25 protein-coding genes are annotated in these 26,520 nt (G+C 70.7%); 6 read left to right on the top strand and 19 right to left on the bottom strand.

Translation table 11 applies throughout. The annotated features are described in order from the left end of the window. Window positions 1-15: 15 nt before the first annotated feature. Window positions 16-1,626: a helix-turn-helix domain-containing protein gene (locus KRR26_RS18390; protein ID WP_120208515.1), complete on the top strand. Its 1,611-nt coding sequence runs from the start codon at window positions 16-18 to the stop codon at window positions 1,624-1,626. A 2-nt stretch (window positions 1,627-1,628) separates the two neighbouring features. Further along, window positions 1,629-2,498 (top strand): tetratricopeptide repeat protein, encoded by an 870-nt coding sequence (locus KRR26_RS18385; RefSeq protein ID WP_120208513.1) that lies wholly within the window; start codon window positions 1,629-1,631, stop codon window positions 2,496-2,498. A gap of 3 nt (window positions 2,499-2,501) precedes the next feature. On the opposite strand, the gene KRR26_RS18380 is transcribed toward KRR26_RS18385, so the two are convergent. The 4 genes from KRR26_RS18380 to KRR26_RS18365 all read right to left on the bottom strand — a co-directional run bounded on the left by KRR26_RS18380 (window position 2,502) and on the right by KRR26_RS18365 (window position 5,822). Then, the gene (locus tag KRR26_RS18380; protein WP_199723857.1) at window positions 2,502-3,458 is read right to left on the bottom strand and encodes a hypothetical protein; all 957 of its coding nucleotides are present in this window, start codon (window positions 3,456-3,458) and stop codon (window positions 2,502-2,504) included. Window positions 3,459-3,539: 81 nt separating this feature from the next. Next, window positions 3,540-3,911, bottom strand: coding sequence for a hypothetical protein (locus tag KRR26_RS18375; protein ID WP_120208650.1), 372 nt, complete (start codon window positions 3,909-3,911; stop codon window positions 3,540-3,542). 107 nt (window positions 3,912-4,018) lie between these two features. Beyond that, entirely contained in the window at window positions 4,019-4,801 is a 783-nt protein-coding gene (locus tag KRR26_RS18370) for a sulfite exporter TauE/SafE family protein (protein ID WP_120208511.1), read from the bottom strand. 127 nt (window positions 4,802-4,928) lie between these two features. Further along, on the bottom strand, window positions 4,929-5,822 hold the full coding sequence (locus KRR26_RS18365; protein WP_120208509.1) for a zinc dependent phospholipase C family protein: 894 nt from the start codon (window positions 5,820-5,822) through the stop codon (window positions 4,929-4,931). 137 nt (window positions 5,823-5,959) lie between these two features. On the opposite strand from KRR26_RS18365, the gene KRR26_RS18360 reads away from it, so the two are divergent. Further along, the gene (locus KRR26_RS18360) at window positions 5,960-7,537 is read left to right on the top strand and encodes a leucyl aminopeptidase (protein ID WP_217080421.1); all 1,578 of its coding nucleotides are present in this window, start codon (window positions 5,960-5,962) and stop codon (window positions 7,535-7,537) included. Between the two features lie 24 nt (window positions 7,538-7,561). Here the strand turns inward: KRR26_RS18360 and KRR26_RS18355 are convergent, their stop codons facing one another. The 6 genes from KRR26_RS18355 to ruvB all read right to left on the bottom strand — a co-directional run bounded on the left by KRR26_RS18355 (window position 7,562) and on the right by ruvB (window position 14,587). Further along, the gene (locus KRR26_RS18355; RefSeq protein ID WP_120208505.1) at window positions 7,562-8,143 is read right to left on the bottom strand and encodes a hypothetical protein; all 582 of its coding nucleotides are present in this window, start codon (window positions 8,141-8,143) and stop codon (window positions 7,562-7,564) included. Window positions 8,144-8,278: 135 nt separating this feature from the next. Next, a complete protein-coding gene (locus tag KRR26_RS18350; RefSeq protein WP_217080420.1) occupies window positions 8,279-9,514 on the bottom strand; it encodes a DUF4388 domain-containing protein in 1,236 nt (411 codons plus the stop codon). An 18-nt stretch (window positions 9,515-9,532) separates the two neighbouring features. Then, window positions 9,533-10,633 (bottom strand): thioredoxin domain-containing protein, encoded by a 1,101-nt coding sequence (locus tag KRR26_RS18345; protein WP_217080419.1) that lies wholly within the window; start codon window positions 10,631-10,633, stop codon window positions 9,533-9,535. Between the two features lie 56 nt (window positions 10,634-10,689). After that, on the bottom strand, window positions 10,690-11,634 hold the full coding sequence (lpxC, locus tag KRR26_RS18340; RefSeq protein WP_120208500.1) for a UDP-3-O-acyl-N-acetylglucosamine deacetylase: 945 nt from the start codon (window positions 11,632-11,634) through the stop codon (window positions 10,690-10,692). Between the two features lie 417 nt (window positions 11,635-12,051). Next, a complete protein-coding gene (locus tag KRR26_RS18335) occupies window positions 12,052-13,536 on the bottom strand; it encodes a hypothetical protein (RefSeq protein ID WP_120208498.1) in 1,485 nt (494 codons plus the stop codon). Window positions 13,537-13,552: 16 nt separating this feature from the next. Continuing rightward, entirely contained in the window at window positions 13,553-14,587 is a 1,035-nt protein-coding gene (gene ruvB / locus KRR26_RS18330) for a Holliday junction branch migration DNA helicase RuvB (RefSeq protein WP_217080418.1), read from the bottom strand. A 180-nt stretch (window positions 14,588-14,767) separates the two neighbouring features. Here ruvB and KRR26_RS18325 point away from each other — a divergent pair, with 180 nt between their 5' ends. Continuing rightward, on the top strand, window positions 14,768-15,853 hold the full coding sequence (locus KRR26_RS18325; protein WP_120208495.1) for an MBL fold metallo-hydrolase: 1,086 nt from the start codon (window positions 14,768-14,770) through the stop codon (window positions 15,851-15,853). Between the two features lie 12 nt (window positions 15,854-15,865). On the opposite strand, the gene KRR26_RS18320 is transcribed toward KRR26_RS18325, so the two are convergent. From KRR26_RS18320 to KRR26_RS18300, 5 genes are all read right to left on the bottom strand, one after another. Next, a complete protein-coding gene (locus KRR26_RS18320) occupies window positions 15,866-17,347 on the bottom strand; it encodes an ELWxxDGT repeat protein (RefSeq protein WP_158611534.1) in 1,482 nt (493 codons plus the stop codon). A 234-nt stretch (window positions 17,348-17,581) separates the two neighbouring features. Beyond that, entirely contained in the window at window positions 17,582-18,196 is a 615-nt protein-coding gene (gene ruvA, locus KRR26_RS18315) for a Holliday junction branch migration protein RuvA (RefSeq protein ID WP_217080417.1), read from the bottom strand. Beyond that, window positions 18,193-18,774 (bottom strand): crossover junction endodeoxyribonuclease RuvC, encoded by a 582-nt coding sequence (ruvC, locus tag KRR26_RS18310; RefSeq protein ID WP_217080416.1) that lies wholly within the window; start codon window positions 18,772-18,774, stop codon window positions 18,193-18,195. The genes ruvA and ruvC overlap by 4 nt, the downstream gene beginning before the upstream one ends. 26 nt (window positions 18,775-18,800) lie before the next feature. Continuing rightward, window positions 18,801-19,550 (bottom strand): YebC/PmpR family DNA-binding transcriptional regulator, encoded by a 750-nt coding sequence (locus KRR26_RS18305; RefSeq protein ID WP_120208488.1) that lies wholly within the window; start codon window positions 19,548-19,550, stop codon window positions 18,801-18,803. An 87-nt stretch (window positions 19,551-19,637) separates the two neighbouring features. Further along, entirely contained in the window at window positions 19,638-20,711 is a 1,074-nt protein-coding gene (locus tag KRR26_RS18300) for a response regulator (protein ID WP_120208486.1), read from the bottom strand. Window positions 20,712-20,815: 104 nt separating this feature from the next. Between KRR26_RS18300 and KRR26_RS18295 the strand changes: the two genes are divergently transcribed. Beyond that, complete coding sequence (locus KRR26_RS18295; RefSeq protein ID WP_120208484.1) at window positions 20,816-21,475, top strand: hypothetical protein; 660 nt, start codon at window positions 20,816-20,818, stop codon at window positions 21,473-21,475. A gap of 13 nt (window positions 21,476-21,488) precedes the next feature. Here KRR26_RS18295 and KRR26_RS18290 read toward each other — a convergent pair whose 3' ends face one another. Together KRR26_RS18290 and KRR26_RS18285 are read right to left on the bottom strand one after the other, a co-directional pair. After that, window positions 21,489-22,865, bottom strand: coding sequence for a sigma-54-dependent transcriptional regulator (locus KRR26_RS18290; protein ID WP_120208648.1), 1,377 nt, complete (start codon window positions 22,863-22,865; stop codon window positions 21,489-21,491). Between the two features lie 20 nt (window positions 22,866-22,885). Next, window positions 22,886-23,128, bottom strand: coding sequence for a hypothetical protein (locus KRR26_RS18285; RefSeq protein ID WP_120208646.1), 243 nt, complete (start codon window positions 23,126-23,128; stop codon window positions 22,886-22,888). 137 nt (window positions 23,129-23,265) lie between these two features. Between KRR26_RS18285 and KRR26_RS18280 the strand changes: the two genes are divergently transcribed. Continuing rightward, window positions 23,266-23,997, top strand: a complete 732-nt coding sequence (locus KRR26_RS18280; RefSeq protein WP_120208483.1) for a head GIN domain-containing protein — start codon at window positions 23,266-23,268, stop codon at window positions 23,995-23,997. A 5-nt stretch (window positions 23,998-24,002) separates the two neighbouring features. Here the strand turns inward: KRR26_RS18280 and rtcA are convergent, their stop codons facing one another. Then, window positions 24,003-25,019, bottom strand: a complete 1,017-nt coding sequence (rtcA, locus tag KRR26_RS18275) for an RNA 3'-terminal phosphate cyclase (RefSeq protein ID WP_217080415.1) — start codon at window positions 25,017-25,019, stop codon at window positions 24,003-24,005. A gap of 169 nt (window positions 25,020-25,188) precedes the next feature. After that, window positions 25,189-26,424 (bottom strand): RtcB family protein, encoded by a 1,236-nt coding sequence (locus KRR26_RS18270; protein WP_328707166.1) that lies wholly within the window; start codon window positions 26,422-26,424, stop codon window positions 25,189-25,191. Between the last annotated feature and the right edge of the window lie 96 nt (window positions 26,425-26,520).

Raw genomic sequence — 26,520 nt, 5'->3', positions numbered from 1 at the left:
GGTGGGGAATGCACCATGCACAACGACAACGCACTCAACGCCAATGTGGGCCTGAAGCTCCGGGGCCTGCGGCTCGCGCGCAGCATCAAACAGGCCGACGCGGCCAAGGACCTGGGCGTCTCCCCCGCGTACCTGAACCTCATCGAGAAGGGGAAGCGCGTGATGCCCTTCCCGCTGCTCTGGAAGGCGCTGCGCTACTTCGACCAAGACCCCGAGCAGTTCATGTCCACGCTGGGCGAAGGCCGCGTGGACGAGGCGCTCGCGAAGCTGCTGGACGAGCCGCTGCTCAAGAGCCTGGACATCGACTCGGAGTCGCTCCAGTCGCTGTCGGCCGAGCCCAAGCTCGCCGGCACGGTGGCCGCCCTCTTCAACCTCTACAAGAACACACGCACGCAGCTGGAGAACGTGCTGTCGCAGCTCAACGTCGAGGAGCGCACGCGCACCCAGGGCACGCCGGGCGCGAACGGCTCGGGCACCAACGGCACCCCGGGCGTGCGCTTCGACTACTCGCCCTTCGACGAGGTGAGCGACTTCCTGGAGAAGCACCGCAACTACTTCCCGGAGCTGGAGGAGCAGGCCGAGTCCCTGCGCCGCGACTTCGGGCTGGAGCGGCAGCTCACCAGCAGCCAGCTGGTGCGCATGTTGGAGGAGCGCTTCGGCTTCCGCGTGCAGATTGAGCGCGCGACGAGCGGCTCGTCGGTGGTGCGCAGGCTGGACCTGGACGAGCGCACGCTCACCCTGTCCCCCGACCTGACCGAGCAGCCCTTGAAGTTCCAGATTGGAACGTCGCTGGGCCTCTTGGTGATGGACCGCGAGAAGCTGGTGGAGCGCATCCTCGGCGCGGGGCGCACGCGGCACGCGGAGACGCAGCGGCTCATCAAGGTGAACCTGGCCAACTACTTCGCCGGCGCGCTGATGCTGCCCTACGGCGAGTTCTTCAAGGAAGTGCAGCGCACGCGCTACGACGTGGAGCTGCTCTCCAACATCTTCGGCACCACCTACGAGACGGTCGCCCACCGCATCTGCAACCTGTCGGATCCAAAGCGCCAGGGCCTGCCCTTCCACTTCCTGCGCGCGGACATCGCCGGCAACATCTCCAAGCGCTACAGCGGCACGGGCATCCGCTTCGCGTCGGGCGGTGGAAGCTGCGCCAAGTGGGCCGTGCACCTGGCCTTCCTCAACCCGTCCCAGCTCACGCGGCAGTATTCGATGATGCCGGACGGCACCACGTACTTCTGCTTCGCCAAGGTGCAGTTGCAGCCGATTGAAGGCTCCATCGTGAAGGGCACCGCGTACTCCATCGGCCTGGGCACCCACGCGGAGAACGCCAAGTACCTGGCCTATGGCCTGCCCACCACGGACCTGCGCAAGGACGCCATCCCCAGCGGCATCTCCTGCCGGTTCTGCGAGCGCACGGACTGCAACCAGCGCGCGGCGGCCAGCTACCGCTTCGCCTTCGCGTTCGACGAGTACACGAAGAAGGACTGCTTCTTCTCCCCGCTGCTCGTCCACGAGAAGGAGAAGGTCCCCCACCACGAGCCGGCCCACAGCAACGGCGCTGACGGCACCGAGAAGCACGATTCGCTGGACAAGCCGCCCCGGCGCCGCAAGGGTGGCGAGGCCTAGCCATGCACCCCTCCGACACCGAACGCGCCCACATCCGCGACGCCATCCAGCAGCAGAAGAACTCGCTGGCCACCCTGCGCTTCACGGGCACCCCCGTCCAGGTGGGCCAGGGCCTGGTGAGCCTGGCCGAGTTGCACGGTCTGCTCGAGGAGCATGCCCAGAGCCGCCAGTTCTACGACGAGGCGCTCGAGCTGTTCCGCTCCGCGGGCAACAAGCCCGGACAAGCGCAGGCCCTCTTCGGCCTGGGCGTGGCCCGAGCCCAGGAAGAGGACCACCGCGGCGCCATCGAGCGGATCGCCCAGGCCGCCCTCCTCTTCAACGAAGCGAAGGACCGCGAGGGCGAGGCCACGGCCCGCGCCTGCATCGGCGAGTCGCTGCGCGCCCTGGGTCAGCCCGAGGCCGCCGAGGAGAAGTACCAGGAGGCCCTCATCCTCTTCCGCCAGTCGCGCAACACCGAGCGCATGGCCCGGCTGCTGCTCGACATCGGCGACATCCGCATGGAGAAGGCCGAGTACGAGCCGGCTCGCAAGCGCTTCCTGGAGGCCATTCCGCTCCTGGAGCAGGGGGATGATCCGGACGCGCTCGCGATGGGCCATCTGCTGCTGGGCGAGTCCGAGGGACTCCTGGGCAACCACGACGGCGCCCGTCCCCACCTCCTGCGCGCCACGGAGCTGTACGCGCAAGCACACGACCACACCTACGAGGCGCGAGCCCGTTGGGACCTGGCGCTGTCCTGCTACTACCTGCAGGACTTCCCGGCCGCCCGCGCGCAGTTCGAGGCGGTGCTGCCCCTCTACGAGGAGCAGGGACGCCACGACGAGGCGGCCAAGGTGCGCAACGTGCTGGCGCACTTCACGGCGAAGGGCGTGTAGCGCTCACGGCTTGGGCGAGGGCCGCGACGGGGGCTGCTGCGAGGCCCCCGAGCGCGCCCCCTGGGCCACCACCGCGTCGCCGAAGCGCTCCGCGTTCGCGAGCCACGCCGCCGCGTTCTTCACGTAGCGCGCCGTCCCCGCCGTATCCCACTTCACGAACAGGCGCGTGTAGCCGCCGTCGAAGAGGGCTCGCTTCCCCCGCTTGTCATAGAAGGCCGCCACGAGGATGCCCGCCGAGCCGTACAGCAGCGGCTTCAAGTGCCGGCCCGCCACGAGGCCGGAGATGGTGATGCCCTCGTAGAGGAACTCCAGCCCCGTGGTGAGCAGGTGGCGGCGCAAGAGTCCGGGGCCATCGGGCTCGACCTGAAGCCCCACGGTCTGGTCGCCATGGACGTTGCCGCTCAGGTAGGCCCCGAACAGCGCGTTGCCCACCGCGTTGGCGTCCTCGTAGTAGGGCGCGTTGTCGCCCCAGAGGTAGATGCCGTGGCCCGCGTCGAAGAACTTGCGGATGACCTTCAGGTGCGCGTCCGACAGGTGTCGTCTGGAGTCCGAGAGGATCCACAACTGGCAGGCCTTCTGGAGTGCCTTGTTCAGCTCCTCCGGGCTCGGCGGTTCATTGACCCAGCGAGAGACCGAGAAGCCCTTCTCCTTGAGCGCGGCCTCGGGGAGCGAGAAGTCGAAGCCCTCCCCCGTGTAGAGCTGGAGCACCGCCACCGTCTGGCCATCGAACGCGCCGTCGATGGCGAGGTCGTTCTGATTGCCGCGCGCGTTGCCGAAGTCATCGCGTGCGACCGGGCGCACGACCTCCTGGGTCTCGACGACGCCATCGGCGCGGCGGACCTGCTCGCGCACACGCTCGACGGGGATGTTGTCGCCCGCGACCGAGGTGTACTGCGCGGCAGCAGGGAACGACGACAACACGACCGCCACACACGCCAGGAAAGGGCGAAGCGCGCGCACAAGACACCTCGAGGTGGGGAAGAGAAGCGGAAGAAATCCGCGCGCCCTTCCACGCACGAGGCCGCGCGAAGTTCTTCGCCCTCAGGCCTGGAAGCCCGCGCCCACCGCCACGGCCAAGAGCCCCAGCACCCCGGCCGCGATGGCCGCGTAGCGCCACTCCCCTCGCACGCCCAGGAGCGTCCCCGCCACGGCCAACCGCGCCACGGGCGTCACGAGCAACATGGACGCGGCCCCCTTGCGCAACAGGTCGATGGCCACGTGCACGGCCTGGGAGCGAGGCAGCGCCTCCAGCACCAGCGATAAGAGAAACATCCCGCCGCTCATGATCGCGCCCGCGCGCAGGACACGCGCCACCCAGCGCTCGCCCGCCACGGCGCGCCCTACCGGCAGCGGCGCCTCGTGGGCCGGCACGCCCGGGGCGGTGTCGGGCTCCGGCACCAGCTCAGCGGGCATCACCACCGTGGACGCGAGCACCACCTCGCGCGTTCCCCTTCCCGGAGCCGTCACCACCGCCGCCGTCACGGACGCAGGCGGGGCGGCGGGTTCGGGCTCTCCCCCACTCACCTCAACACGCTCGGCCACAATCCCGCCCCTCCCTTCCACAGCATCTGTCCCGCCACGCCGAGCAGCACCCCGGCGAAGAGCTTCTTGAGCACCGCGGTGGGAACCTTCGGCATGAGCCGGCTGCCCACCACCGCGCCGCCGAGCACCCCCACCACCAGCGGAGACACCAACGTCAGGTCCAGGTGCCCGCGCCACGCGTAGGCCGCCACGCTCGCCGCGCCCGTCACGCCAATCATCAAATTGCTGGTGGCGCTCGCCACCTTGAATGGCACGCGCATGCCATACGCCATCAGCGGCACCTTGAGCGGCCCGCCGCCCACGCCCAGCAGCGCGGACAGCCCGCCCGCCACGAACGAGCCGGAGATGCCCAGCGGATAGTTCGAGGGCACGTAGTTCGCGGCCGTCATCGGCTCCTGCCGAGGCGCGCGAACGAGCAACATCTGGAGCGCGACGTAGAGGGTGAAGAGGCCGAAGACGATGGCGACGGTGGCCTCGGCGACATAGGCCGCGACGAGCCCGCCCACGATGGCGCCCAGCACGGTGGCCAGCTCCAACGTGAGGCCCAGGCGGATGTCGCTCAGCTTGTTCTCCACGTAGCTGGCGGCGGCGGCGCACGAGTTGGCCACCACGCACATCAGGCTCGCGGGGACCGCCTGCTCCATGGGGATGCCGAACCCCAGCACCAACACCGGCACCAGGACGATGCCGCCCCCAATCCCGAGCAATGCGCCCAAGCCACCCGCCAGACCACCCGCCGCCATGAGCAGAAGCACCGTCATTCCTCACCGAGGATAGGAGCGGATCCCCCGTGCGAATAGCGGCATTCCCGTCGCGGAACGGGGCCCGCCCGGCCGGCTGCTCGCGCCGCGTGCCCCGCGTCGTACTCCAGGGCGAATGCGGCGCTGACTAGGCGGCGTTCGCGCCGATGGTGCCCTCGGGAAACTCCTCGAGGAAGCGTGCGCGCGTGCGCGGCGTGAAGGTCCCGCGCGTCATGTAGCCGTGGAGCCGGCGAAGGAGCGTGCGCGTGAGCTCCAGCGCACCCTCTACCTCCTGCACGAAGTCGAAGTTGTCGTTGCGGTACAGCTCCTGGAACGACAGGTGCGTGTACGCCGGCAGCGTCCGCGCGCGGCCCACCGGGCTGGAGAGCACGACGCCGGACAGGTAGAGCCCGCGCACCCAGCCGTCCACTTCCGCCTTGGTCGGCGCCTGCCCCACGCGCTCCTGAGAGGCCAGTCGCACCAGTTCGTAGATGCCGCGCCCGATGCCGCGGTACGGGAAGCCGGGGCTCTTCACCACCTGGAACTTCTCGCGCAGCCGCGACGTGCCGAGCAGCTCCATGCCGTGCAGCTCGCGCAGGTAGAAGAGCGTCTGGGCCCACTCGACCTGGCGATGCGCATCGAGCGCGCTGTCCGGCCGACGCCGGTGACGCGCCACCAGCCGATCCACTTCCGGATGGAGGCGGCGATCCAGGCACAGGTGCGTGAAGTAGCCCGCGAGCAGCGCCATGCCGGGCTCGGTGCCCACGAGCGCGCCGGTCGCCACGAGCTCCGCCATCTTCAGGCCGAGGCCCACGGGCGCGCGCTCGTGATACAGCCGCGCGAACAGTGGCAGGTGGTGCTCGGGCCACAGCGCCGCGAGTCCACCGCGCACGCCCGCGCACAGCGGGAGATCCGGCAGCGCCGCGCCGAAGCGCGCATAGGGAAGGTCTTCCGCCAGGGCGCGAACCCAGTCCGGAGGAAGGCTGCCTGGATTGGCGGCCAACCGTTCGATGGCGGTCAGATGAAGCAACAGGGTGGGCATCCCGACCTCACAGCTAGCCAGCGCGACGCGTCAATGCAATGCCTCAGTGAAATCCATCGCTTTGCGCGTAACAACCTGGGCGTTACAGTCGCCGGCTCCGAAATCCCCTTTCCATCCGTTCAGGAGTTCAAGCGCCCATGCAATTCAGTCTCCACACTGGCGACGCCACGCGCGCGAGCGGAGATCTGCTCGTCATCCCCTTGTTCGAGGGAGACCTGGGGCCGAGCGCGCCCGAGCCCCTGGCCGCGGCGGACGCGGCCTTCGAGGGCAAGCTGCGCGCCGCCGCCGCGCAAGAGGGCTTCAAGGCCAAGGCCGAGCAGTCCTTCGTCATCCACACCCTGGGCCGCCTCGGCGCCGAGCGCGTGCTGCTGCTGGGCCTGGGTGCCCGCGCGCGCTACCGCCCCGAGGTCCTCCGCCTCGCCGCGGGCCGCGCGGCCAAGACGGCGCAGCGCCTGAAGGTCACGAGCCTCGCCATCGCGGTGCCCACCACCAGCCACGCCGACGAGGCCCTCCGCGCCACGGTCGAGGGCCTGGAGCTGGGGGCCTACCGCTTCGACAAGTACAAGGCCTCCGCGAAGGAGGACAAGGGCGGGCCCAAGCTGGGGCGCGTCGCGCTGCTGCTGCCCGAGGGCGTGCAGAAGGACAAGGCGCTGGATGGCGCCGTCACCCTGGCCCGCAACGTGGCCGAGGCCGTCAACTGGGCGCGTGACCTGGTCAACGAGCCGCCCAACGTGGTGACGCCCACGCGGCTCGCGCAGGCCGCGCAGGAGGCCGCCAAGGACGCGGGCCTCAAGGCCACCATCGGCGGCCGCAAGGAGATCGAGCGGCTGAAGATGGGCATGTTCCTGGGCGTCACGGCCGGGAGCGTGGAGGAGCCCAAGCTCATCCACGTGGCCTACATCCCCAAGAACGCCAAGGACGCCAAGCGTCCGCCGCTGGCGCTGGTGGGCAAGGCCATCACCTTCGACTCGGGTGGCCTGTCGCTCAAGCCCGCCGATGCCATGGTGGACATGAAGACGGACATGGCGGGCTCGGCCGCGGTGCTGGGCGCCATGAAGGTCATCGGCGCGCTCAAGCCCCCCTTCCCCGTGCATGCCTTCATCGGCGCGTGCGAGAACATGCCCTCCGGCACGGCGTACCGCCCCGGGGACATCCTCACCGCGCGCTCGGGCAAGACGGTGGAGATCACCAACACGGACGCCGAGGGCCGGCTCGTGCTGGGCGACATCCTCACCTGGGCCTGCGAGCACAAGCCCGCCACCATCGTGGACCTGGCCACCCTCACGGGCGCCTGCATCGTCGCGCTGGGCAACTACATCGTCGGCGCGTTCGGCGAGGACGACGAGGCCATGTGGTCCGTGCTGGAGGCCGCGAGCAACGCCGGCGAGGAGTTCTGGCGCCTGCCCATCTCGGACCTGCAGAAGGACGCGCTGCGCTCCGAGGTCGCGGACATGAAGAACGCGGGCGAGCGCTGGGGCGGCGCCATCAACGCGGCGCTCTTCCTCAAGGAGTTCGTCGGCGACACGCCGTGGGTGCACCTGGATATCGCGGGCCCGTCCACCAGCCCCAAGGAGCGCGGCTACTTCGGCAAGGGCGCCACGGGCGTGGGCCTGCGAACCCTGGTCGAGCTGGTCCGCCAGCGCGCGGCCGACACGCACGACGAGGTCCCCGCGCCGAAGCCCGCGAAGGCCCCCCGCAAGGCCGCCGCGCGCTGAGCTGAAGCACCCCGGCCACGGCGCTCAGCCGTGGTCGGGCTCGGGCAGCGGATGGACGCCCTCCAACAGGGCGTCCACGCTGCGCAGCACCTCCGCCGACGCCTCCGTGGGCCACGTGGCCAGCAGCATGAGGACGCGGCCCGAGTTGCCCTCGCGCACGGCCACGCGACCGCGCACGCCATCCCCCACCTGGAAGTTGAAGCCCACCGCGTTGTCCGACAGCGAGATGGGCTGTGGGTCCGTGGTGGTGAAGCCCGGCTGCTGGCGCAGCCCCTCCGTCAGCCGCTCGGCGAACTGGGTGGGCGTCGCGACGCCGGGCGCCACCTGCAGCACCACCTGCGCGCCCGAGGAGCGGTGGCGCAGGATGACGGGGATGGAGAGGCCCTCCGGGGTGCGCTCGTTCATCTCGTCGAGCTGCCACTCGGCGGTGGGGCGGATGATCTCGAAGCCGAGGTCCTCATCCACATAGCGACGAGGCGCGGCGGACTGGCTTGCGCTGCCCGAGCCGCCCACGCCCTCGTCGGCCCGCACCACGGGCTGGCGCGTCGCGCCACACGCCGTGCACAGCACCAACAGTCCCCACCGCAACACCCACTTCGCGCCCATGTCGCCGCTCCCCGCCCGCAGGCCGTTGGGAGGGCAAGCTGCGCACACCGAGAGGGGGCAACCAGGGCCCGCCGGGTGGGAAGGCGTGGGGATGTCCGGCGCAGGAAGCTCGCGCGCACGGCCCCGTGCGCGACGCTACGTGGGGCTTCCCTGCAGGGTGCGGTAGGTGTTCGCCAGCCGCTCGGCCACCTCGGCGGGCAAGACGTTGCGCGCGGAGAACAGGGCGTAGGCCACCAGCGCGTCCAGGGCCTCCAACGCGAGCGCGCGGCCCACCGCCTCCCCACCGCTGGAGACATTCGCGCGAAGCCGCGCCACGTCCACCCGCCCATCCGGACCGAGCGCCACGCCCGCGTAGGCGCTCTCCAGCCCCGGAGGTGGTGCATCCAGGAAGCCGCGCAGCAGATCCACCGGGTTGCCCGCGTCGCGCAGCGCGCGGTGCACCAGCGACAGCAGGAGGTTGTAGCGCTCCTCGGCGGAGAGCAGCTCCCACGCCATGCCCTCGACCTCGGGCCCCGCCGAGGTGACGGGCTCGGGCGCGCGGGTGAGCAGGTTGCGCCCGCGCAGGCCCTCCTGGAACCACGTGTAGAACGAGTACTGACTGCCCGGGTACGCGGCGCGCATCGCGCCCAGCGAGGCGCCCGCGCCCAGCTTCGCGAAGAGGGCCTCGTCCCCGGGCAGCGGCCCCTCGGAGCCCGGCACCACCCACAGCTCATCCGGGAGGTTCCGGCGCAAACGGACCGTCTCCTCCGCGCGCTTGATGCCGGCGAGGACCAGGTCGCGCGTGCGCTCGGGCAGCTTCACCGCGTCCGCCACCGGCACGCGCGTCTCCACGAAGAGGAAGCTGCCCTCCATCATCTCGAAGAGGTTGAGCACCACCTCGCGCACCACGTACGTCATCGCGCTGTAGAGGTTCGCCTCCGTCACCCAGCCCGAGGACGTCAGCACCTGCCCCAGCCGGCGCGACGACGTCACCCGCGTGAGCGCCTCGCGGAGCCGCGCCTCGGACACCAGCCCCAGGCGCGTGAGCACCGTGCCCAGGCGCTCCCAGGGCTCCGTGGAGGTGGCGAACACCACCTGCCCGTCCCGGAACGACACCGAGCGACGCACCGCCCCGTGCTGCACCACGAGCTGCCCCGTGCGGATGCCAGACAGGACGTGGGCGAAGGCTTCCTCCACGGACAACGTGCCCAGGCTGCCCGCGAAGAAGCCGGCGACCGCGGGCGAGTCCTGCAAGAGGACGAGCCCCTCGGGCGCCAGGAAGTGCGCCGCGAGGGGACGCTCGCCAGAAACAGCAGCGGCGAGCGGTCGCTCGAGTTCGAGCGAGGCCGACTCGCCGCTGACTTTCGGAAGGGCCTTGGGTCGCGCCGCCACCGCGAGGCCTCCAAGAAACTACTTCTGCTCGGCCTTCTGACCGCCCGCCAGCTCGGCGTCGATGATGCTCTTGAACTCCTCGAAGGGCTGCGCGCCCGAGAGCATGATGCCGTTGATGAAGAACGCCGGCGTGCCGTTGACGCCGACCTTCGCGCCGTCCGCCTGGTCCGCCTTCACGACTGCGGCCTTCTCACCCGAGTCCAGGCACTTGTCGAACTTCGCCGTGTCCAGCTTCAGCTCGGCGGCGTACTTCTTCAGGTTGTCCACGCCCAGGCCCTGCTGCTGGCTGGCGAAGAGCTTGTCGTGCATCTCCCAGAACTTGCCCTGGTCGTTGGCGCACTGAGCGGCCTCGGCGGCCTTCTGCGCGTCCTTGTGGAAGTCGAGCGGGAAGTTGCGGAACACCAGGTGCACCTTGTCACCGTACGTCTTGGTCACCTCGTCCACCGTCGCGATGGCGCGGCTGCAGAACGGGCACTGGAAGTCGCTGAACTCCACGATGGTGACGGGCGCGTTCGCCGGGCCCTTGGCCGGGCCGGTCGCAGCCACCTGCTTGCGCTCGGCGGCCGGGCGCGGGGGCTCGGGGAGCTGGTACTGCACGTTGTTCTGCTTGCGGAGCTCGTCGAAGAGCGCCTGCGCGCGCTCCTGCTTCTGCTGACCGGTGAGGTACTCGACGATCTGCGGCTTCATCTGGTCGACGGTGGCGCCCGGGGGCAGCTGGCCCTTGGCCCCCTCGAAGACCTCCTTCACCTTGTCATCGGAAGGCGCGGGGATCTTGTCGTCGATCTCCGACTTGAGGAACTGGTCCTCCGTCTGGTTGTGCTTCTTCGCCTCGGCCTGCACCAGGCGCTCCGTGACGAGCCCCTCCAGGCCCCGCTTGCGCAGCTGGTACTTCTGCTTGTCGAGGTTCGCGAGCGGATCCTTGATGCGATCGTTCAGCTCAGCGAAGGTGACCTTCTGGCCGTTGCCGTACGTGGCGACGACGGCGTCCGGAGCAAGCTCACCCGCCGAGGCGGTCGCCGCCTGCGTCGGCGCGGTCGCCGGAGCCTTCTCCTTGTTGCAGCCGGTGGTGAGGGATGCCGCAAGGAGTGCGGCGGCCAGAATGACGCGAGTGGGGCGCATAGAGGACATAAGGCGCGGACTTAGTCGAGGCGCTCAGGGCTGGCAAGCAAATGGAACTACGCGACCAGCGGCTCCAATTCGAGACCACCCGACAGGCCCGGCATCGCCAACTCCATGCCCTCCACCTCGGGCCGGCGCACCGTGACAATCTCATATGCACTGGGGTCGGACAGGACCTTGCGCACGAGTTTGTGATTGAGCGCATGGCCCGTCTTGTAGGCCGTCATGTGTCCAATGACAGGCCGACCAAAGAGCGACACATCGCCCACCGCGTCGAGGATCTTGTGGCGGACGAACTCGTCCGGGAAGCGCAGGCCCTCGGGGTTGAGGATGGACACCTCGTCCACCACGATGGCGTTCTCCAGCGAGCCGCCGCGCGCCAGGCCCAGCTTCTTGAGCTTCTCCACGTCGCGCAGAAAACCAAACGTGCGCGCGCGGGAAATCTCTCGTGAGAAGCCGCGGTCGTTCAGCTCCACGTCGAAGGACTGCCCCTGGATGACGGGGTGCTCGAAGTCGATGGTGCAGCTGATCCGGAAACGGCGCGCCGGCGCGAGCGAGGCCTGCTTGTCCCCTTCCGCCACCGCCACGTGCTTCTTGATGACGAGGTACTCACGGGGCGCGTCCAGCTCGCGAACCCCCGCCTCCTGGATGACCTGCGCGAAGACGGCGGCGCTGCCGTCCATGATGGGCACCTCGGGCCCGTCCAGCTCCACCCGCGCGTTGTCGATGCCCAGCCCCGCCAGCGCCGACATCAGGTGCTCCACCGTGCCCACCCGCACGCCGTCCTTGCCCAGCGAGGTGGCCAGCGCCGTGTCCACCACGTACTCCGCCAGCGCGGGGATGGACACCGGCCGAGGCAGGTCCGTGCGCACGAACACAATCCCATGGCCCGCCGGCGCGGGGCGCAGGGTGAGCGTCACCGGCGTGCCCGAGTGGAGGCCCACCCCTTGGCAAGTGGCGGTCTGAGAGAGAGTGCGCTGGCTGTGGAAGGACTGGGACATGTGGGTGTCGCCTCGGTGGCTGCTTCGCTGCTGCCGCTCTCTGGGTGTGACTCCAGGCCGGATGGGAGCCCTACCGTTCATCAGTGGTCTGACGCGCCGCACACAACAGCAATCAGCATGCCATCCCGCTGTGACAGGCGGCTCGCGCCCGAGCGGGTCCTTGTGTCCGCCAACCTCTTGGAACTGCTAGCGAAATGGTGCCGCGGTCCGGGACCTCCGGCCCTTTCTCCGGCAGGGCCCCGCCAAGAAATGCGGAATTCATCCGCACCACCGTGACAACCTTGTCCGAGATCCATCACCCGACCCGCCTCGCCTCGCCCCCAGGACACGACTTCGCGGAGAGTGCGTGTCCTGGGTGAAACAGCGGCGGGTCTCTATCGCAACGGGCGGGCCCGAGGCAAACCCGGGAGGGCGGCTCTAGCGGGCCGCCGGGGGCAAGAAACGGTCGCGCAAGGCCTCCGCCTCCTGGCGATCAAACCCCCGGCCCTGCAGAAGCGCGCGCCGGCTGACCGCGTGGAAGGTCGTCTCGAGCGTCTGCGAGAAACGGCGCAGGTCCTCGGCGAGGCGGCTGCGGATGCCGGGGCCCTCTGGCGGCCAGGGCAGCTCCACCAGCAGCGAGGTGAAGCGATCGAAGGCGTCGTAATCCGCGTAGCGCAGCAGCTGGTAGCCGCCGTCGTGGAAGTAGTCGAGGAACGAGCGGAGCGCCTCCAAGACACGTTCGGCGGCGGGGACATCGTCGGCGCGCAAGTGCGCCTCGGCCGCGCGGCACAGCTGCGCGTAGACCCACAGGTCCTTGCGCAACCTCAGCGCGGCCTCTTGCGCGCTGGTGAGCTGCGCGAAGGCGTCATCGCCCGTCCCAAGGCCCGGGAAGAGGGCCTCGGCGAGCGCCACCACCTGCGCGCGCAGCACGGTGATGAAGGCATCGGCGGCGCGGCGCGGCGCCTCGGGCTCGCGGTCCAGGTCCACGAGCACCTCGCGCGCGATGCGGTCCGTCTCCTTGGCGAGGTCGCGCGCGGCCCGCAGCGCCGCGGCCTGGAGCGGCTTGGGGCCCGCCTTCGGCGACAGCTCCGTGTGCAGGTAGTTGGCCAGCGCCGAGCACTCGCCGCGCACGAGCGACAGCAGCACGCGGATCCGCCGCGGGAACGGCGGCTGCGCCTCCGCGTCCACGTGCGCCAGGTAGTGCAGCACGCGGAACAGGCCCAGGAACGCGGTGGTGAAGAGCGGGCGCGTGTCCTCGGGCAACGTGGCCAACGAGTCCAGCAGTCGCAGCGAGCGCAGCCGGTCGTATTCGACGCGGAACTCGAGCGGGCGGAACGGCCGGAAGTAGCGGTTGAGGACCACCTCGCGCAGCGCCAGCTTGCCCACGTCCTGGAAGAGGCTCAGGCCGATGACGGGCAATTGCAGCAGGTGGTCCAACAGGTTCTTCAGCGCGTCGAAGGCCTCGCGCAGGACGAAGAGGCTCTCGGGCGGAGTGACCTGGTCCAACTCCTCCTCGATGAGCAGGCGGCGCACCCGGTCATCCGCGAGCTGGGTCTCCACGTACTTGCGGAACACCATCTTCGGGTCGCTGTCCGGATCCTGTAGGTGGCGCGCGACGCGCACCGCGCGCTCCATGGCGTCCCGCACGTCCACGAGTTCCTCGTGGAAGTCGCGCGTGACGAGCGGACGGGCGCGCATGTCCACCACCGCGTTGTGGAGGTTCAGGTAGCGCTCCACGCCCCGCAGCCACATCTCGAACTCGAAGAGGAGCTGCTCGCGGCCTTCCACCGGCACGCCCCGCAGCCAGCGCTCGCGCTCGGCGAGGAAGCCGGCGCGCGCGGCCTGCGAGGTGCGCATCAAGTCCCCGTAGAAGTCCCGGGGAGCGTGGGGTGCCGCGGACACGGGGGCGGTGGCTTGGCTCATGGGTCGCTTGCGGCGGTCAGAAGAGACTTCCCTGAGGCGTGCTGGGGGGCGGCGCCTTCTTGAAGTACTGATAGGCGCGGTGCGTGGCGGTGCGGCCGCGTGGCGTGCGCTGGAGGAAACCCTCCTGCAGCAGGAAGGGCTCGTACACGTCCTCGATGGTATCGCGCTGCTCGCCCACGCTGGCCGCGATGGTCTCCACGCCCACGGGCCCTCCCCCGAACTTCTCCAGGATGGTGAGCAGGATCTTCCGGTCCATCGAGTCCAGGCCGCTGGCGTCCACGCCCAATCGGCTCAGCGAGTCGTGCGCGAGCGCGTAGGTGATGCGGCCATTGCCCTCCACCTCCGCGAAGTCTCGCAGGCGGCGCAACAGCCGGTTGGCGATGCGGGGGGTGCCGCGCGAGCGCGTGGCGATTTCCTGGCTCGCCGCGCGATCCAACGGCACCCCGAGGATGCGCGCCGAGCGGTCGAGGATGAGCTCCAGGTACTTGGGCTCGTAGTACTCGAGCCGCTCCTGAATCTGGAACCGGTCGCGCAAGGGCGACGTGAGCAGGCCCGTGCGCGTGGTGGCGCCGATGAGCGTGAAGGGCGGCAAGTCAATCTTCATCGCCCGAGCCGCGGGCCCGGTGTCGATGGTGATGTCCAGCCGGAAGTCCTCCATCGCCGGATAGAGGTACTCCTCCACCGCCGCGTTGAGCCGGTGGATTTCGTCGATGAAGAGGACGTCGCGCTCGTTGAGGTTGGTGAGCAGTCCGGCCAGGTCGCCCTTGCGCTCCAGCGCGGGGCCGCTCGTCACGTGCACGCCCACGCCCAGTTCGTTGGCGATGATGTGCGCCAGGGACGTCTTGCCCAGGCCCGGGGGCCCAGAGAACAGGCAGTGGTCCAGGGCCTCGCCTCGGGCGCGCGCGGCCGTCACGTAGACCTTGAGCTTCTCCGTGACGGCGTCCTGCCCCACGTACTCGTCGAAGGTGCGCGGGCGCAGGGAGGCATCGAGCCGGGCATCCTCCGGCTGGCTAGCCCCCGAGAGCGTGTCGGACTTCCTCGCCATGACCATGCCGACCCTATACAGGATGGGGGGCGCATGTCGCTGCACATCTGCCGCGGTGCGGCTTGGCCGGACGGGGACCGGGAGGCTTCCCCGGGAAGACCCGCGCCGGGCGCTTCTGCCATATTCCAGACATCGCCCGAGACCGCCGGCCACCAGGTGCCCCGCTTTGAGTATGGGAGACGAACCATGAGCCCCAGCGCCGTGTCCTTCCGTGCCCTGCCCTTCCTCGCCGAGGCCCGCGCCGAGCGCGTCCACGGACTGCGCATGCAGCGGCTGCGGCGCGCCACCCTCCAGGCCCGCGAGGCCTTCACCGCCGAGGGCCCCGTGGCGGCGGTGGCCACGTGCGACCTCATCACGTTCCCCTACCCCACGATTTTCGCCTTCAGCGGCGCGGCCATGTCTCCCGCGCCGTACGTGATGATGACCAACCGCATGCAGGTGGTGCAGTTCGTCGAGGCGGAGACGGGACAGCTGCGCACCCTCCTCTTCAACCCCACCGACTACGAGCGGGGCTACGCGGCGCCCTTCTACCGCGCGCTGCGCGAGCGCTACGGCGCCTTCCTCTCCGACAAGGTGATGTCCACCCGCCACGGCACCGTCCAGAGCCACCTGGAGCGCCTGGGGCTGACGCCCGGCGACGTGGACTACCTCGCGTTCGACCACCTCCACATCCAGGACCTGCGCGGCTGGCTGGGCGGGGATGGCCAGCCCGGCTTCTTCCCGCGCGCCAAGCTGCTCGTGCAGCGCGCCGAGTGGGAGCTGGTGAAGCACCTGCACCCCATGCAGCAGGTGTGGTTCGTGCCCGGGGGCGCCGAGGTCCCCGAGGAGCGCGTGGTGCTGCTCGACGGCGACGCGTGGCTCGGCCAGGGCGCCGCCATCCTCAGCACGCCCGGCCACACCCAGGGGAACATGTCCCTGGCCGTGGCCAACGCGCGCGAGGTGTTCGTCATCAGCGAGAACGGCGTGTGCACGGAGAGCTACACGCCGCTCCAGTCGCACATCCCCGGCGTGCGCCGCTTCGCCGAGCAGCTCGGCTGGGAGGTGGTGCTCAACGGCAACACCCGCGAGGACTCGCTGGAGCAGTACACGTCCATGGTGGTGGAGAAGCTGTTCGCCGGGCCCTCCGCCGTCGAGGGCGCGTACATCAACTTCCATCCGTCCTCGCTCCTCACCTCCCACCTGCTCGCGCCCGGGCTCGCTCCCTCGGTGGTGCTGCCCGCACCGAACGAGGGAGACGTGCGCCCCACGCCCGCGGCCCGCCGCGCCGCCTGAGCCGCGAGGCGCTCAGCGCGCCTCGGCCGCCACCGCCTCCAGACACCGAGGCGTGGCCCGCAGCGGGAGCGACCACAGCGCGTCGTCCCCCGTCCCGTCCGTGGCCGCGAAGTAGACGTTCCCCCCGAGCCCCACGAAGCCGTGCGGGTTCGACGACGCGGGCCCCGGCGCGATGTCCGTCAGGCGCCGCGCCGTGGACGGAAGGGCCTCGGAGAGCCACGCCTCGCGGCCGCGCTGCGGCGTGTCCGCGGAGAAGACGAGCGCGTCGCCCACCACGGTCAGCTGCTCGGGCGAGCTGCCCACGGAGCCCGGCTCCAAGTCCGCCCACAGGCGTGTGCCCGAGGACGTGCCGTCGCTCCTCCACAGCTCGCGGCCGTGCACGCCGTCATCCGCGGAGAAGAACAGCTTCCCGTCCAGCACCACGAGCCCCGAGGGCAAGGACGACTCCGCGCCCGGCCGGATGTCCTTCACCATGCGCGTCCCCAGCCACGTGCCGTCGCTCTTCCACAGCTCGCCGCCGTGGGCCCCATCGCCGGGCCCCCCCCAGAAGCCCTCGGCGCCCGCCATGAAGTACACGGCGTCGCCCATGCGCGTGAGCGAAGCCGGATAGTCCCCCTGGAAGCGCCGCAAGGGGAACGAGAGCAGGGGCAGGCCCCAGGAGACCCACAGCGCCGCGATGCCGTCGCCGGGGTCCACCAGGAAGAACAGCCGCGAGCCCACCGGCGTCAGCGAGAACACGAGCGAGGTCTCCGGCGCACGGAACAGCACCTGCGCCGCGCCGGAGGTCTCCAGGGCCCAGAGCGTCACGTCATGCTCGCCGGACGCCACCAGCACCAGCCGGTTGTTCCACACCGCCAGCCCCTCCAAGTAGACCGCCGCGGGCCCCGGCGCGAACTCCCGCGCGAGCACCGTCCCCGCCGACGTCCCATCGCTCACCCACAGCTCGCGGCCATGCACGCCGTCGTCCGCGGTGAAGTAGAGCTTGCCTCGAAGCTCGGTGAACCAGTCGGGCGCGCTGCCCGCGGGCCCCGGCCGCACGTCCTTCACCAGCACCGTGCCGCCAGACGTCCCGTCGCTCTTCCACAGCTCCGGCCCGTGCACGCCGTCATCCGCCACGAAGAAGACCTGGCGCCCCACCCGCTTCAGGAATCGAGGCGTGCCTCCCGCGGGGCCCGGGCGCACGTCGCGCAGCATGCGCGTGCCGGTGTCCTCGCCATTGCTCGCCCACAGCTCGCGGCCGTGGACTCCGTCATCCGCTGAGTAGAAGAGCTGCTCGCCCCCCAACACCAGCAGGTCCGGCCGGCCGCCCCCCGGCGGCGCATTGGGCGACGCGTCACCCACGCGATGCGGCGCGCCCCCACAGCGCCCCGCGTCCAACTCCTGGGATTCCACCCCCACGCCCGGGAGCCCGTCATCCCAACCCATGGGGCCACATCCCACCCCACAGCCCGCCAGCAACGGAACGAGGACATGAACACCACGCCACGCCATCATCGCGAGACTCCTTGTCCACGGTGGAAGCCCTCCCCTCCACCGTCCGGGCTGCAAAGTGACATCCCCGGCGGAATTCATCAGCAACCCTCAGGCTTCGGACCCGTTGGCATGTCCGAGAGCCTGCGTGCCAATCCGACCGTGCGTCCACCTCGACACCCGCGCCGTCCAACCTCCAACCGCTTCCATTTTAACTGGAATGGAAGTTTGTGCGGGTTCTGCCCGGAGTCCCGAACTTCAACCGCCTGAGCGCAACGCCTTGAGTGCCTCGCGGAAGAGGGCCTGGAACGTCGCTTCGGGGCCCAAGCGTTCACTGGCCAACTCGGCGGCCTTCTCCGCTTGGGGTGGTTTGTAGCCCAGGTTGAGCAGGGCGGAGACGAGGTCGGACTTCGTACCGCCGACCTGGGGAGTGGGGGCCGCGGCGCCCCGGGCCACGGCCTCCAGGTGAATGGACTTCACCTTGTCCTTCAGTTCCAGCACCAGTCGCTCGGCTGTCTTCTTCCCGACACCGTGAATCTTGGCCAGCCGGGCCACTTCTCCGTGCGCGAGCGCCGTCACCAGCTCCGCGACCTCCATGCCGGAGAGGACGGACAGGGCCATGCGCGGGCCCACGCGGGACACGCCGTTGAGCAGGAGGAACACCTCCTCCTCGGCGACGGTGAGGAAGCCGAACAGCTCGAAGGCGTCCTCGCGCACGACGGTGCGGATGCGCACCTCCACGGGCTGGCCATCCGCGGGCAGCTTCCCCAGCGAGAGCGTGGAGAGGTTCACCCGATACCCGACGCCGTTCACGTCGATGACGGCGTCTTCCAGCCCCTTCTCCACCACGGTGCCACGCAGCCGGGCAATCATCGCGTCTCCGGGCGCTTGTAGGCGGGCGCCAGCCGCTCCGCGAGCAACGACGCCGCGCCCTTGCGCTTGCCCCGGCCCGCTGACGGGCCCGCCGACGGAATGCCGGCCCGGCCCTGGTTGAGATGACACAGCGCCACGGCCAGCGCGTCGCTGGCGTCCGCGCGCTCCAGCGTGGAGGCGTCCAGGTCCAGGAACGTGCGCACCATGCGCGCCACCGCGTCCTTGCCGTCCGCGCCTCCCGCGCCCACCGACTTCTTCACCCGGGCCGGCGGGTACTCATGCACCGCGAGCCCCGCCTGCGCCGCCGCGAGCAGCGCCACGCCGCGCGCGTGTCCCAGCACCAGCGCGCTGCGTGCATTGCGGAAGGTGAAGACGCCTTCCACCGCCACGGCCGTGGGCTTGTAGCGCGCGATGGCCTCGCTCAGCGCGAAGTGCAGGTCGCGCAGGCGGTCAGCCAGGGGCGCGGACTCGGGCACCTTGATGACGCCATGGCCCACGTGCACCAGCTTGCCCCGCCGGTCCTCCACCACCCCGTAGCCCATGAAGCGGCTGCCAGGGTCCACGCCAAGCACGCGCACGTCCAGTGTCCTTTCCGCGGCCCGCGCTAGGGGGACAGCGACTCCATCAGGGATTCGTCGATCTCGAAGTTGGCGTGCACGTTCTGCACGTCGTCGTTGTCCTCGAGCGCGTCCATCAACCGCAGCACCTTGCGCGCGTTGTCGCCGTCCACCTTGAGGGTGTTCTGCGGCACGTAGGTCCACTTCTGCTCGCCCAGGCTCATGCCCGCGGCCTCCAGGCTGGCGGCCACGGTGTGCAGGTCCGTGGGCGCGGTGCGGACCTCGAAGCCATCCGCGCCCTGCTCGAGCACGTCCTCGGCGCCCGCCTCCAGCGCCTTCTCCATCACCGCATCCTCGCTGGGTCCGGGCTTCACCGTGATGACGCCCTTCTTGTGGAACATCCAGCCCACCGCGCCCTCGGTGGCGAGGTTGCCGCCCCACTTGCCGAGGATGGAGCGCACGTCGCTGGCGGTGCGGTTGCGGTTGTCGGTGAGGCACTCGACGATGAGGGCCACGCCGCCGGGGCCGTAGCCCTCGTACGTCACCTCTTCGTAGCTCTCGCCCTCCAGCTCACCGGTGCCCTTCTTGACGGCGCGCTCGATGGAGTCGCGGGGCATGTTGGCCTCGCGCGCCGCGGCGATGGCGACGCGCAGGCGCGCATTGCCCGCGGGGTCACCGCCGCCCAGGCGGGCCGAGACGGTGATCTCCTTGATGACCTTGGAGTAGAGCGCGCCCTTGGTCGCGCCCATCGCGGCCTTCTGGCGCTTGATCTTCGACCAACGGTTATGACCGGACATGGCAGCGTCGCCTCTCGCGGGTGCTCAGCGGTGGGAGTGCAACCCTGTCCGGCCTTCTGCCCTGAGGCGGGCCGCCGAGTCAAACCTTCACGAACCGGCGGGCTCGGGGGACTCGGGCTCGAAGAGGCGAGGCGCCTCGGCGCCCGGGAGCACGCGCTCGCGCTCCTCCACGAAGCACGCGGGCACCAGCACGCCCAGCATGAACAGGCGGGTGGCCGCCTCGTACGCCACGGCCTCGGGGAAGCGGCAGTCGAGCAGCATGGCGCGCAGCGTGCGCCGCCCGTCGAACAGGCGCACCACCTCGCCCACGTCCTCGGGCAGCGTGGGCAGGTGCCGCGCGAGCCGCGCGAAGTCCACCGTGAGCCGCGCGGCCAGGGGCAGCCCTCGGGCCCGGAGCACATCGAAGCGCGCCAGCCCCGGCAGCACCTGCTCGCACAGGAAGGCGCGGTCCATGGTGAACGAGCCCTTGTGCAGCTCCGGGCCGAACACCACCGCGTACGCCCCCGCGCCGAAGCACAGGAGCCGGCGGAAGGCCTGACTGCCGCGCTCGCCATGGAAGGCCGCGTCCACGAGGAGGCCGTGTCGGAACGCGAACCAGCCATCCCCGTCCGTCAGCGCCACGCGCCCGGAGCGCACGCCCGCCAGGAGCGCTCGCGCCACGTGGGTCAGCGGAAGGAGCGACGTGTCCGACGTGCAGGCCGCGTCCGCGCTGCGGTGTCCCGCGCGCAGCCGCGCGAGCGCCACGACGTCCGCCACGAGTGGCTCGGCCAGGTAGTCGTCCGCGCCCACTCCGCCGGCCAGGTCGCGGTGGAACTCCTCCTCGCGCCGCGCCAGGAGCAGCACCGGCACGTGCGCCGTGCGGGCCTCCGCGCGCAGCTGACCGCACAAGCTGAAGCCGTCTCCGTCCACCAGCTCCGTGTCCACCACCACGAAGCCCGGCAACGGCCCCTCGCCCAGCAGCAGGACGAGCGCGTCGCGCAGTCCCTCGACCTCCACGGTCGCGAAGCCCGCCGCGACGAGCGCCGACGCCAGCTCCGAGGTCCCCGCGCTCGCGCTCCCCACCCGCAGCACCCACCCCGGGGCCTCGCGCGCGGAGGACTCCGGCGCCGAGGAGGCAGGCGGCACGTCTGGATGCGAGGCGCGGTGAGAACTGGCAGACATGGATTTCTAATTCTTCGAGCGAAGCCTGACAGAGACGCAAGGGGCACTCAAGTCGGAGGAAGCGTCGGGTTCCGGTCATGCAGCCCCCAAGGTAGGGTGCGCGCATGAATCGCCTCGCGTTGTGTCTGTGCGTGTTGCTGGTGCCCACCGTGTCCGCCGCCGAGGGCGCGGAGCCGAGCCGGACCGCGGATGATCCGCTGGGCTCGGTGGTGGGCCCGGCCACGCTGCCGGCGGGCGCCACCGCGCTGTACGGCTACATGGGCGCGCCCGAGGTGGGCGCGGGGTTTCGTCAGGGCATTGGCGGCCTGGAGATGGAGGCGCGGGCCCGCTTCGACTGGTTCAAGGTCGCGGCCACGCTGGAGCTGGCGGCGCGCAAGGAGGTGCTGGAGCGCGGGGCGCTGCGGCTGGCGCCCGTGCTGGGCGTGGGCGTGGTGCTCAACTCAGGGGCCACGTACCTGGACTCGGACAACTTCTCCGGCGTGCTGATGCGGGTGTCGCCAGGGATGGTGGCGAGTTGGCGCATGGGCGAGACGGCGGCCCTGCTGGGGCTGGTGGATCTGCCGTTCGACTTCGGGCTGGGCCACGAGGCGAAGCGGCGCTTCCAGGCGCTGGGCGGCGGCGGCGTGGAGCTGTACCTGGGCGACAACCTGTCGCTGCTCGCCGCGGGCCAGCTGGGCGTGGAGACGTTCCAGGCGCGCAGCGGCCTGGGCCACACGCGCCTGGGCTTCAACGCCCGCGTGGGCCTGGGCACGCGCCTGTTCTGAGCCGCGAGCGCGCTCAGGTGAGGCCCAGGCGCTCCAGCTTCTTCAGGAGTCCCTGGCGAGACAGCCCCAGCGCCTCGGCGGTGTGCGTGCGGTTGTGCTGGAAGCGACGGAGCGCCTCCTCGATTTCGCGCCGCTCCAGCGCCTCCACCTTCTGCGCGAGCGTGCTGCCCCCCGGCGGCGCGGGGCGGGCGCGCTCGGCGCCGGTGAAGGAGAGGTCCTCGGGTTGGATCTCCCGGCGCTCCCCCGCGAGCACGGTGGCGCGCTGCATCTCGTGGCGCAGCTCGCGCAGATTTCCCGGCCACGCGTGCGCGCCGAGCGCCTCCGCGGCGCCGTCCGACAACAGCCTCGCGCGGCCATCCGGGCACAGGTGCGCGCACTGGTTCAGGAAGTGCTTGGCCAGCACGGGCACGTCCAAGGCGCGCTCGCGCAGCGCGGGCAGGCGGACCTCCACGCCCTTGATGCGCCAGAAGAGGTCCTCGCGGAACGAGCCCTCCTGCTGCATGCGCGCCAGGTCCTTGTTCGTCGCGGAGATGAGCCGCACGTCCACGTGGACCGGCGCGTCCGCCCCCACCGGGAGGAAGTCCCCTGTCTCCAGCGCGCGCAGCACCTTGACCTGGAGCGCGGGCGTCATGTCGCCAATCTCGTCCAGGAAGAGCGTGCCGCCGTCCGCCTCCATGAAGAGGCCCCGGTGGTCGCGCGTGGCGCCCGTGAAGCTCCCCTTCACGTGACCGAACAGCGCGCTCTCCAGCAGCGTCTCCGCCAGCGCCCCGCAGTTGACGGGTACGAACGGGCCCGCGTGGCGCCGGCTCCGCTGGTGCACCGTGCGCGCGAGCAATTCCTTGCCCGTGCCGTTCTCGCCCGTGACGAGCACGGGCAGGTCGCTCGCCGCCACCCGCTCCGCCAGCGACACGGCCGCGAGGAAGGGGGCGCTCTGCCCCACCATGGCCGTCTGCGCACCCACGTGCGCCAGCGACGAGCGCAGGCTCTCCACCTGCCGCTCCAGCGTCACGCGCGCCAGGGCCCGCTGCACGACCACGAGCAGCACGTCCGGATCCACGGGCTTGGTGAGAAAGTCGTAGGCCCCCAGTCGGATGGCCTCCAGCGAGTGCCGCGTGTCCCCCACGCCCGAGACGACGATGACCTTGCAGCCGGGCCGCGCGCCCAGCAGCGCCCCCAATTGCTCCAGCCCGGACGACACGCTGCCGTCGGGCGGGAGCATCAGGTCCAGGAGCACCAGGGGAAAGGCGCGGGACTCGAAGGCCGCCCGAGCCGCGGCACGGTCCGCGGCCTCCACCACCTCGTAGCCCGACTGGCGCAACAAGCCGCCGTAGACCTTGCGGAAGGCGGAGTCATCATCGACGAGCAACAGGGAGTGCGCGGACGGGCTCATGCGGGGCTCGGTGCCGAGGTTCAATCCGGGAGGGGCGCCTGACGGGGCGTGCCCATCAGCTCCAGCGTGCGCAGGGCCACCTGGATGAGCGTCTGGGCGCACGGCTCACATCCACCGCCACAGCATCGCGGCCAGTGCCCCTCGGGGTTGCGCAACAGCGGGCGCACACAGGCCTGGTAGTAGCTGGGGAACTGAAGCTCCGCGCTGGCCCGGGCGAGCGCGGCGTCGAGGTCGGCGGGTGTGGAATCGGTGACGTCGGACACGCCCCGCTTCATAGCAACCACCGCCCCGCGGGGCATCCTGGCGCCGCGCCTCACCCCAGAGGGCAGTGACACTTGCCAGAAGCTCGGGTGTTCCCGCCCCAGAAACGGCGCGATCGCGCGAAAACAAAGGACACCCCATGGACAACAGACGGCACGGGACGCAGGTGGGCTTGGCCCTCCTCTGGGTACTCCTCGCGGGGTGCGGCGAGGGCGTCGGCATCCAAGGAAACGGCACGTGGACCGAGGAGACGCGTGAGCCGGGGGCCTTCCTGGCGCTGGCCGTGGAGGACGACATCGAGGCCATGGTCGTGGTGGCCCCGGAGCAGCCCATCGAGGTGCGCGTCCTGGGAGATGAGAACCTCGTCGCGCGCGTGCGCACCCGGGTGGAGGACCACCGGACCCTGCGCGTCTCCTTCCCTGGCAACTGGACGTCCAGCCATCCGCTCCGCGTCCAGGTGCGCGTGCCCGTGCTCCAGGCGCTCTCGCGCTCGGGGACGGGCGCCGTGGACCTCAGCGGGGACGTCACCGGCCGCACGTTCGAGTTGGAGGCCAGCGGCGGAGGCGCGGTGAAGGCCGCGGGCCTCGCGGTGGACAACCTCCTGCTCGACCTGAGCGGTGACGTGGACGCTTGCATCCAAGGCACCGCGGCACGGTTCCAGGGGAGCCTGTCGGGCGCCACCCGGCTCCAGGCGCGGGAGCTGGCGGCGCGGGACGCCACGCTGACCGCCAGCGGCAGCGCCCATGTCCGCATGCACGTCTGGGGCACGCTGGGCGTCACCGGCTCCGGAGCCGTGGCGGTGTACGTCTCCGGAAGCCCCCAGGTGCTGAGCTCCAACCTGAGCGGCGGCTCGTCGCTCACGCTGGAGTAGCGCCCCTACCCGCGCACTTCCACTTCGTGGACCCCGCGGCTGACCTCGCGCGTGGACACCTTCACGTCGAGGAAGTGCGCCATCGTGTCGATCTGCGTCCGCGCGTGGCCATCCAGCGGCAACGTGCGGAAGCTGCCGCCTCGGGCGAGCGCGAGCAGGAGCAGGAGCTGATCACACAGGTGCTCGCCCACGGGCACCTCCGCGTCGAGGTACTGCTTCGCCTCGCGCGCGACCTCCTCGGCCACGTGCTCGGCGGCCCGGCCGCGCGAGCCGAACGCGGTGAAGACCTCGGTGACGTGCTCGCACTCCACCTCCACGCGCAGCACGTTGCCCGGCCCGATGCCGCGCTTGAGTTCGTCCGGGTGCAGTTCGTCCGGGCGCAGCTTGAGGATGTCCCCCACGGTGTCCAGCTCGCGGCGCGCGACGTCGTAGGGGATGCCCGACACCGTGGCCACCGCCGCGCGACGCACCACCCGCCCGCGCTCCGGCAGGTCCAGGGGTTGGAGCTTCGCGGGGTGCACGTCCACGCGGAAGCGACCGCCTCCCGCGGGGAAGAAGCCCGGGCGCTCCAGCGTCGCCTCCACGCGCGGCCCCATTCGCTGGACGAGCGGCAGGAAGGCCTTGGCCAGGAAGTCGAACGGCGGCGCCGCCGGGTTGTGCGTCCCCCCCTCCAGCCGCAGCGACGAAGGGCCCTCCGCCAGGAGGAGCGCGGGCAACACGGTCTGGAGCACCAGCGTGGCGCTGCCCGCCGAGCCCACCGCGAAGTGGTAGTTGCCCGCCGCCAGCGCGCGCGGCTCGAACGTCAGCTCTCGCGAGCCCAGCTCCGCGCCGGAGACCTCCGCCGCGCCCACCGCCTCCGCGGCCTTCACCGCGGTGAGGTGCTGGCGCAGGAGGCCCGGCTTCTCGCGCCCGGCGCGGATGTTCACCATGCGGAGCGGCGTCCGCGTCACCAGCGCCAGCGCCAGCGCCGTGCGCAGCACCTGCCCGCCCCCCTCGCCCTTGGAACCATCAATCGTCAGCATGTCCTGTATTCCTCCGCCGCCCCTCACGCGGGTGCAAGCCCTCTCCTGAAATAGCGGCGCCCGCTCCCCCAACCTGGCGACCTTGCGGTCTCGGAGGGAGCGGGCGCCTCGGCATGGTCATCCCGGCATGGAACCCTCCGCGTGGGGGGCGTGCACAAGAAGGGTGGGACTACCCCTTCACGCACACGACCTGCTTGAGGGTGTGGACCACTTCCACCAGGTCCGCCTGCGCCGCCATCACCGCGTCGATGGACTTGTAGGCACCGGGCGTCTCGTCAATCACATCCACGTCCTTGCGGCACTCCACCCCCGCCGTCGCCTTCGCGTGGTCATCCAGCGTGAAGCGCTTCTTCGCCGCCTCGCGCGACATCGCTCGGCCCGCGCCGTGGCTGCACGACTCGAAGGCGTCCGCGTTCCCCTTCCCGCGGACGATGTACGAACGCGCTCCCATGCTTCCGGGGATGATTCCCAGGTCCCCGGCACGCGCCCGCACCGCGCCCTTTCGCGTCACGAAGCAGTTCTTCCCGAAGTGGTGCTCACGGGAGATGTAGTTGTGGTGGCAGTTCACCGCCGACTCGGACAGCTCGAACGGCGGCAGCTCGTTGCAGCGCTGCAGCGCCTCCACCGCGGAGCGCAGCATGAGCTCGCGGTTCATCGCCGCGAAGTCCTGCGCCCACCCCACCGCGAACACGTAGTCGTCAAAGAGCGTCGTTCCCTCGGGCAGGTACGCGAGGTCCGCGTCCGGGAGGTTCACGAACCAGCGGCGCATGTCCTCCTTCGCCCGCTCGATGAAGTAGCTCCCGATGCGGTTCCCCACCCCGCGGGACCCCGAGTGCAACATCAGCCACACGCCGTCGGACTCATCGACACACAGCTCGATGAAATGGTTCCCGGTTCCCAGCGTTCCCAGGTGCCCCAGCTCCGGGCCTCGGCCGATGCGCGGGTGCTTGGCGACGATGGCGTCGTATCCCGTCACCAGCTTCGCCCACGCCTCCTGGTGGCCCTTGGGGGCCGCGCGCCACGCCCCTCGGTCATTGGGGCCGCCGTTATCGGTACGGCCGTGCGGCACCGTCCGCTCGATGGCCGAGCGCACCGCCTTCAGCGAGTCCGGGAGTTGCTCCGCGCGCAGCGTCGTGCGCACGGCGATCATCCCGCATCCGATGTCCACGCCCACCGCCGCGGGAATCACCGCGCCCACCGTCGGCACCACGCTGCCCACCGTGGCGCCGTAACCGCGGTGCACGTCCGGCATCGCCGCGACCCACTTGTGGATGAACGGCAGACCCCGGAGGTTTCGCAGCTGCTGCTTCGCCTCGTCCTCGAACGGCACCCCCACCGTCCACGCCTTGATGGGGCGACCCGCCTCGTCCGACAGCACCTCGTAACCCAAGTTCTCGCGGCTCATGTCCTTCACCTTTCGTCGTCCGCCGGGCGCTACGTCCCGGTCACGGGGGAGGCCTAGAGCAGCCGGCGTGCCAACTCCTCCCCCGAGGGAGAGCGT

It is taken from the genome of Citreicoccus inhibens, assembly GCF_019039035.1.
Classification (GTDB): domain Bacteria; phylum Myxococcota; class Myxococcia; order Myxococcales; family Myxococcaceae; genus Citreicoccus; species Citreicoccus inhibens.
Note: the sequence above shows the minus strand (reverse complement) of the source record. Positions and strands in the feature narration are given on the sequence as shown.

What these genes read in the sequence shown, in the direction of transcription:
- KRR26_RS18270 (WP_328707166.1), bottom strand. Translation starts at nt 26,424, where the DNA reads ATGAGCCGCGAGAACTTGGGTTACGAGGTGCTGTCGGACGAGGCGGGT.
- KRR26_RS18295 (WP_120208484.1), top strand. Translation starts at nt 20,816, where the DNA reads ATGAATCGCCTCGCGTTGTGTCTGTGCGTGTTGCTGGTGCCCACCGTG.
- KRR26_RS18355 (WP_120208505.1), bottom strand. Translation starts at nt 8,143, where the DNA reads ATGGGCGCGAAGTGGGTGTTGCGGTGGGGACTGTTGGTGCTGTGCACG.
- KRR26_RS18335 (WP_120208498.1), bottom strand. Translation starts at nt 13,536, where the DNA reads ATGAGCCAAGCCACCGCCCCCGTGTCCGCGGCACCCCACGCTCCCCGG.
- KRR26_RS18345 (WP_217080419.1), bottom strand. Translation starts at nt 10,633, where the DNA reads ATGCGCCCCACTCGCGTCATTCTGGCCGCCGCACTCCTTGCGGCATCC.
- KRR26_RS18300 (WP_120208486.1), bottom strand. Translation starts at nt 20,711, where the DNA reads ATGTCTGCCAGTTCTCACCGCGCCTCGCATCCAGACGTGCCGCCTGCC.
- KRR26_RS18290 (WP_120208648.1), bottom strand. Translation starts at nt 22,865, where the DNA reads ATGAGCCCGTCCGCGCACTCCCTGTTGCTCGTCGATGATGACTCCGCC.
- KRR26_RS18370 (WP_120208511.1), bottom strand. Translation starts at nt 4,801, where the DNA reads ATGACGGTGCTTCTGCTCATGGCGGCGGGTGGTCTGGCGGGTGGCTTG.
- ruvA (WP_217080417.1), bottom strand. Translation starts at nt 18,196, where the DNA reads ATGATTGCCCGGCTGCGTGGCACCGTGGTGGAGAAGGGGCTGGAAGAC.
- KRR26_RS18365 (WP_120208509.1), bottom strand. Translation starts at nt 5,822, where the DNA reads ATGCCCACCCTGTTGCTTCATCTGACCGCCATCGAACGGTTGGCCGCC.
- KRR26_RS18385 (WP_120208513.1), top strand. Translation starts at nt 1,629, where the DNA reads ATGCACCCCTCCGACACCGAACGCGCCCACATCCGCGACGCCATCCAG.
- KRR26_RS18375 (WP_120208650.1), bottom strand. Translation starts at nt 3,911, where the DNA reads ATGCCCGCTGAGCTGGTGCCGGAGCCCGACACCGCCCCGGGCGTGCCG.
- KRR26_RS18360 (WP_217080421.1), top strand. Translation starts at nt 5,960, where the DNA reads ATGCAATTCAGTCTCCACACTGGCGACGCCACGCGCGCGAGCGGAGAT.
- rtcA (WP_217080415.1), bottom strand. Translation starts at nt 25,019, where the DNA reads ATGCTGACGATTGATGGTTCCAAGGGCGAGGGGGGCGGGCAGGTGCTG.
- KRR26_RS18280 (WP_120208483.1), top strand. Translation starts at nt 23,266, where the DNA reads ATGGACAACAGACGGCACGGGACGCAGGTGGGCTTGGCCCTCCTCTGG.
- KRR26_RS18305 (WP_120208488.1), bottom strand. Translation starts at nt 19,550, where the DNA reads ATGTCCGGTCATAACCGTTGGTCGAAGATCAAGCGCCAGAAGGCCGCG.
- lpxC (WP_120208500.1), bottom strand. Translation starts at nt 11,634, where the DNA reads ATGTCCCAGTCCTTCCACAGCCAGCGCACTCTCTCTCAGACCGCCACT.
- KRR26_RS18320 (WP_158611534.1), bottom strand. Translation starts at nt 17,347, where the DNA reads ATGATGGCGTGGCGTGGTGTTCATGTCCTCGTTCCGTTGCTGGCGGGC.
- KRR26_RS18325 (WP_120208495.1), top strand. Translation starts at nt 14,768, where the DNA reads ATGAGCCCCAGCGCCGTGTCCTTCCGTGCCCTGCCCTTCCTCGCCGAG.
- ruvB (WP_217080418.1), bottom strand. Translation starts at nt 14,587, where the DNA reads ATGGTCATGGCGAGGAAGTCCGACACGCTCTCGGGGGCTAGCCAGCCG.
- KRR26_RS18390 (WP_120208515.1), top strand. Translation starts at nt 16, where the DNA reads ATGCACAACGACAACGCACTCAACGCCAATGTGGGCCTGAAGCTCCGG.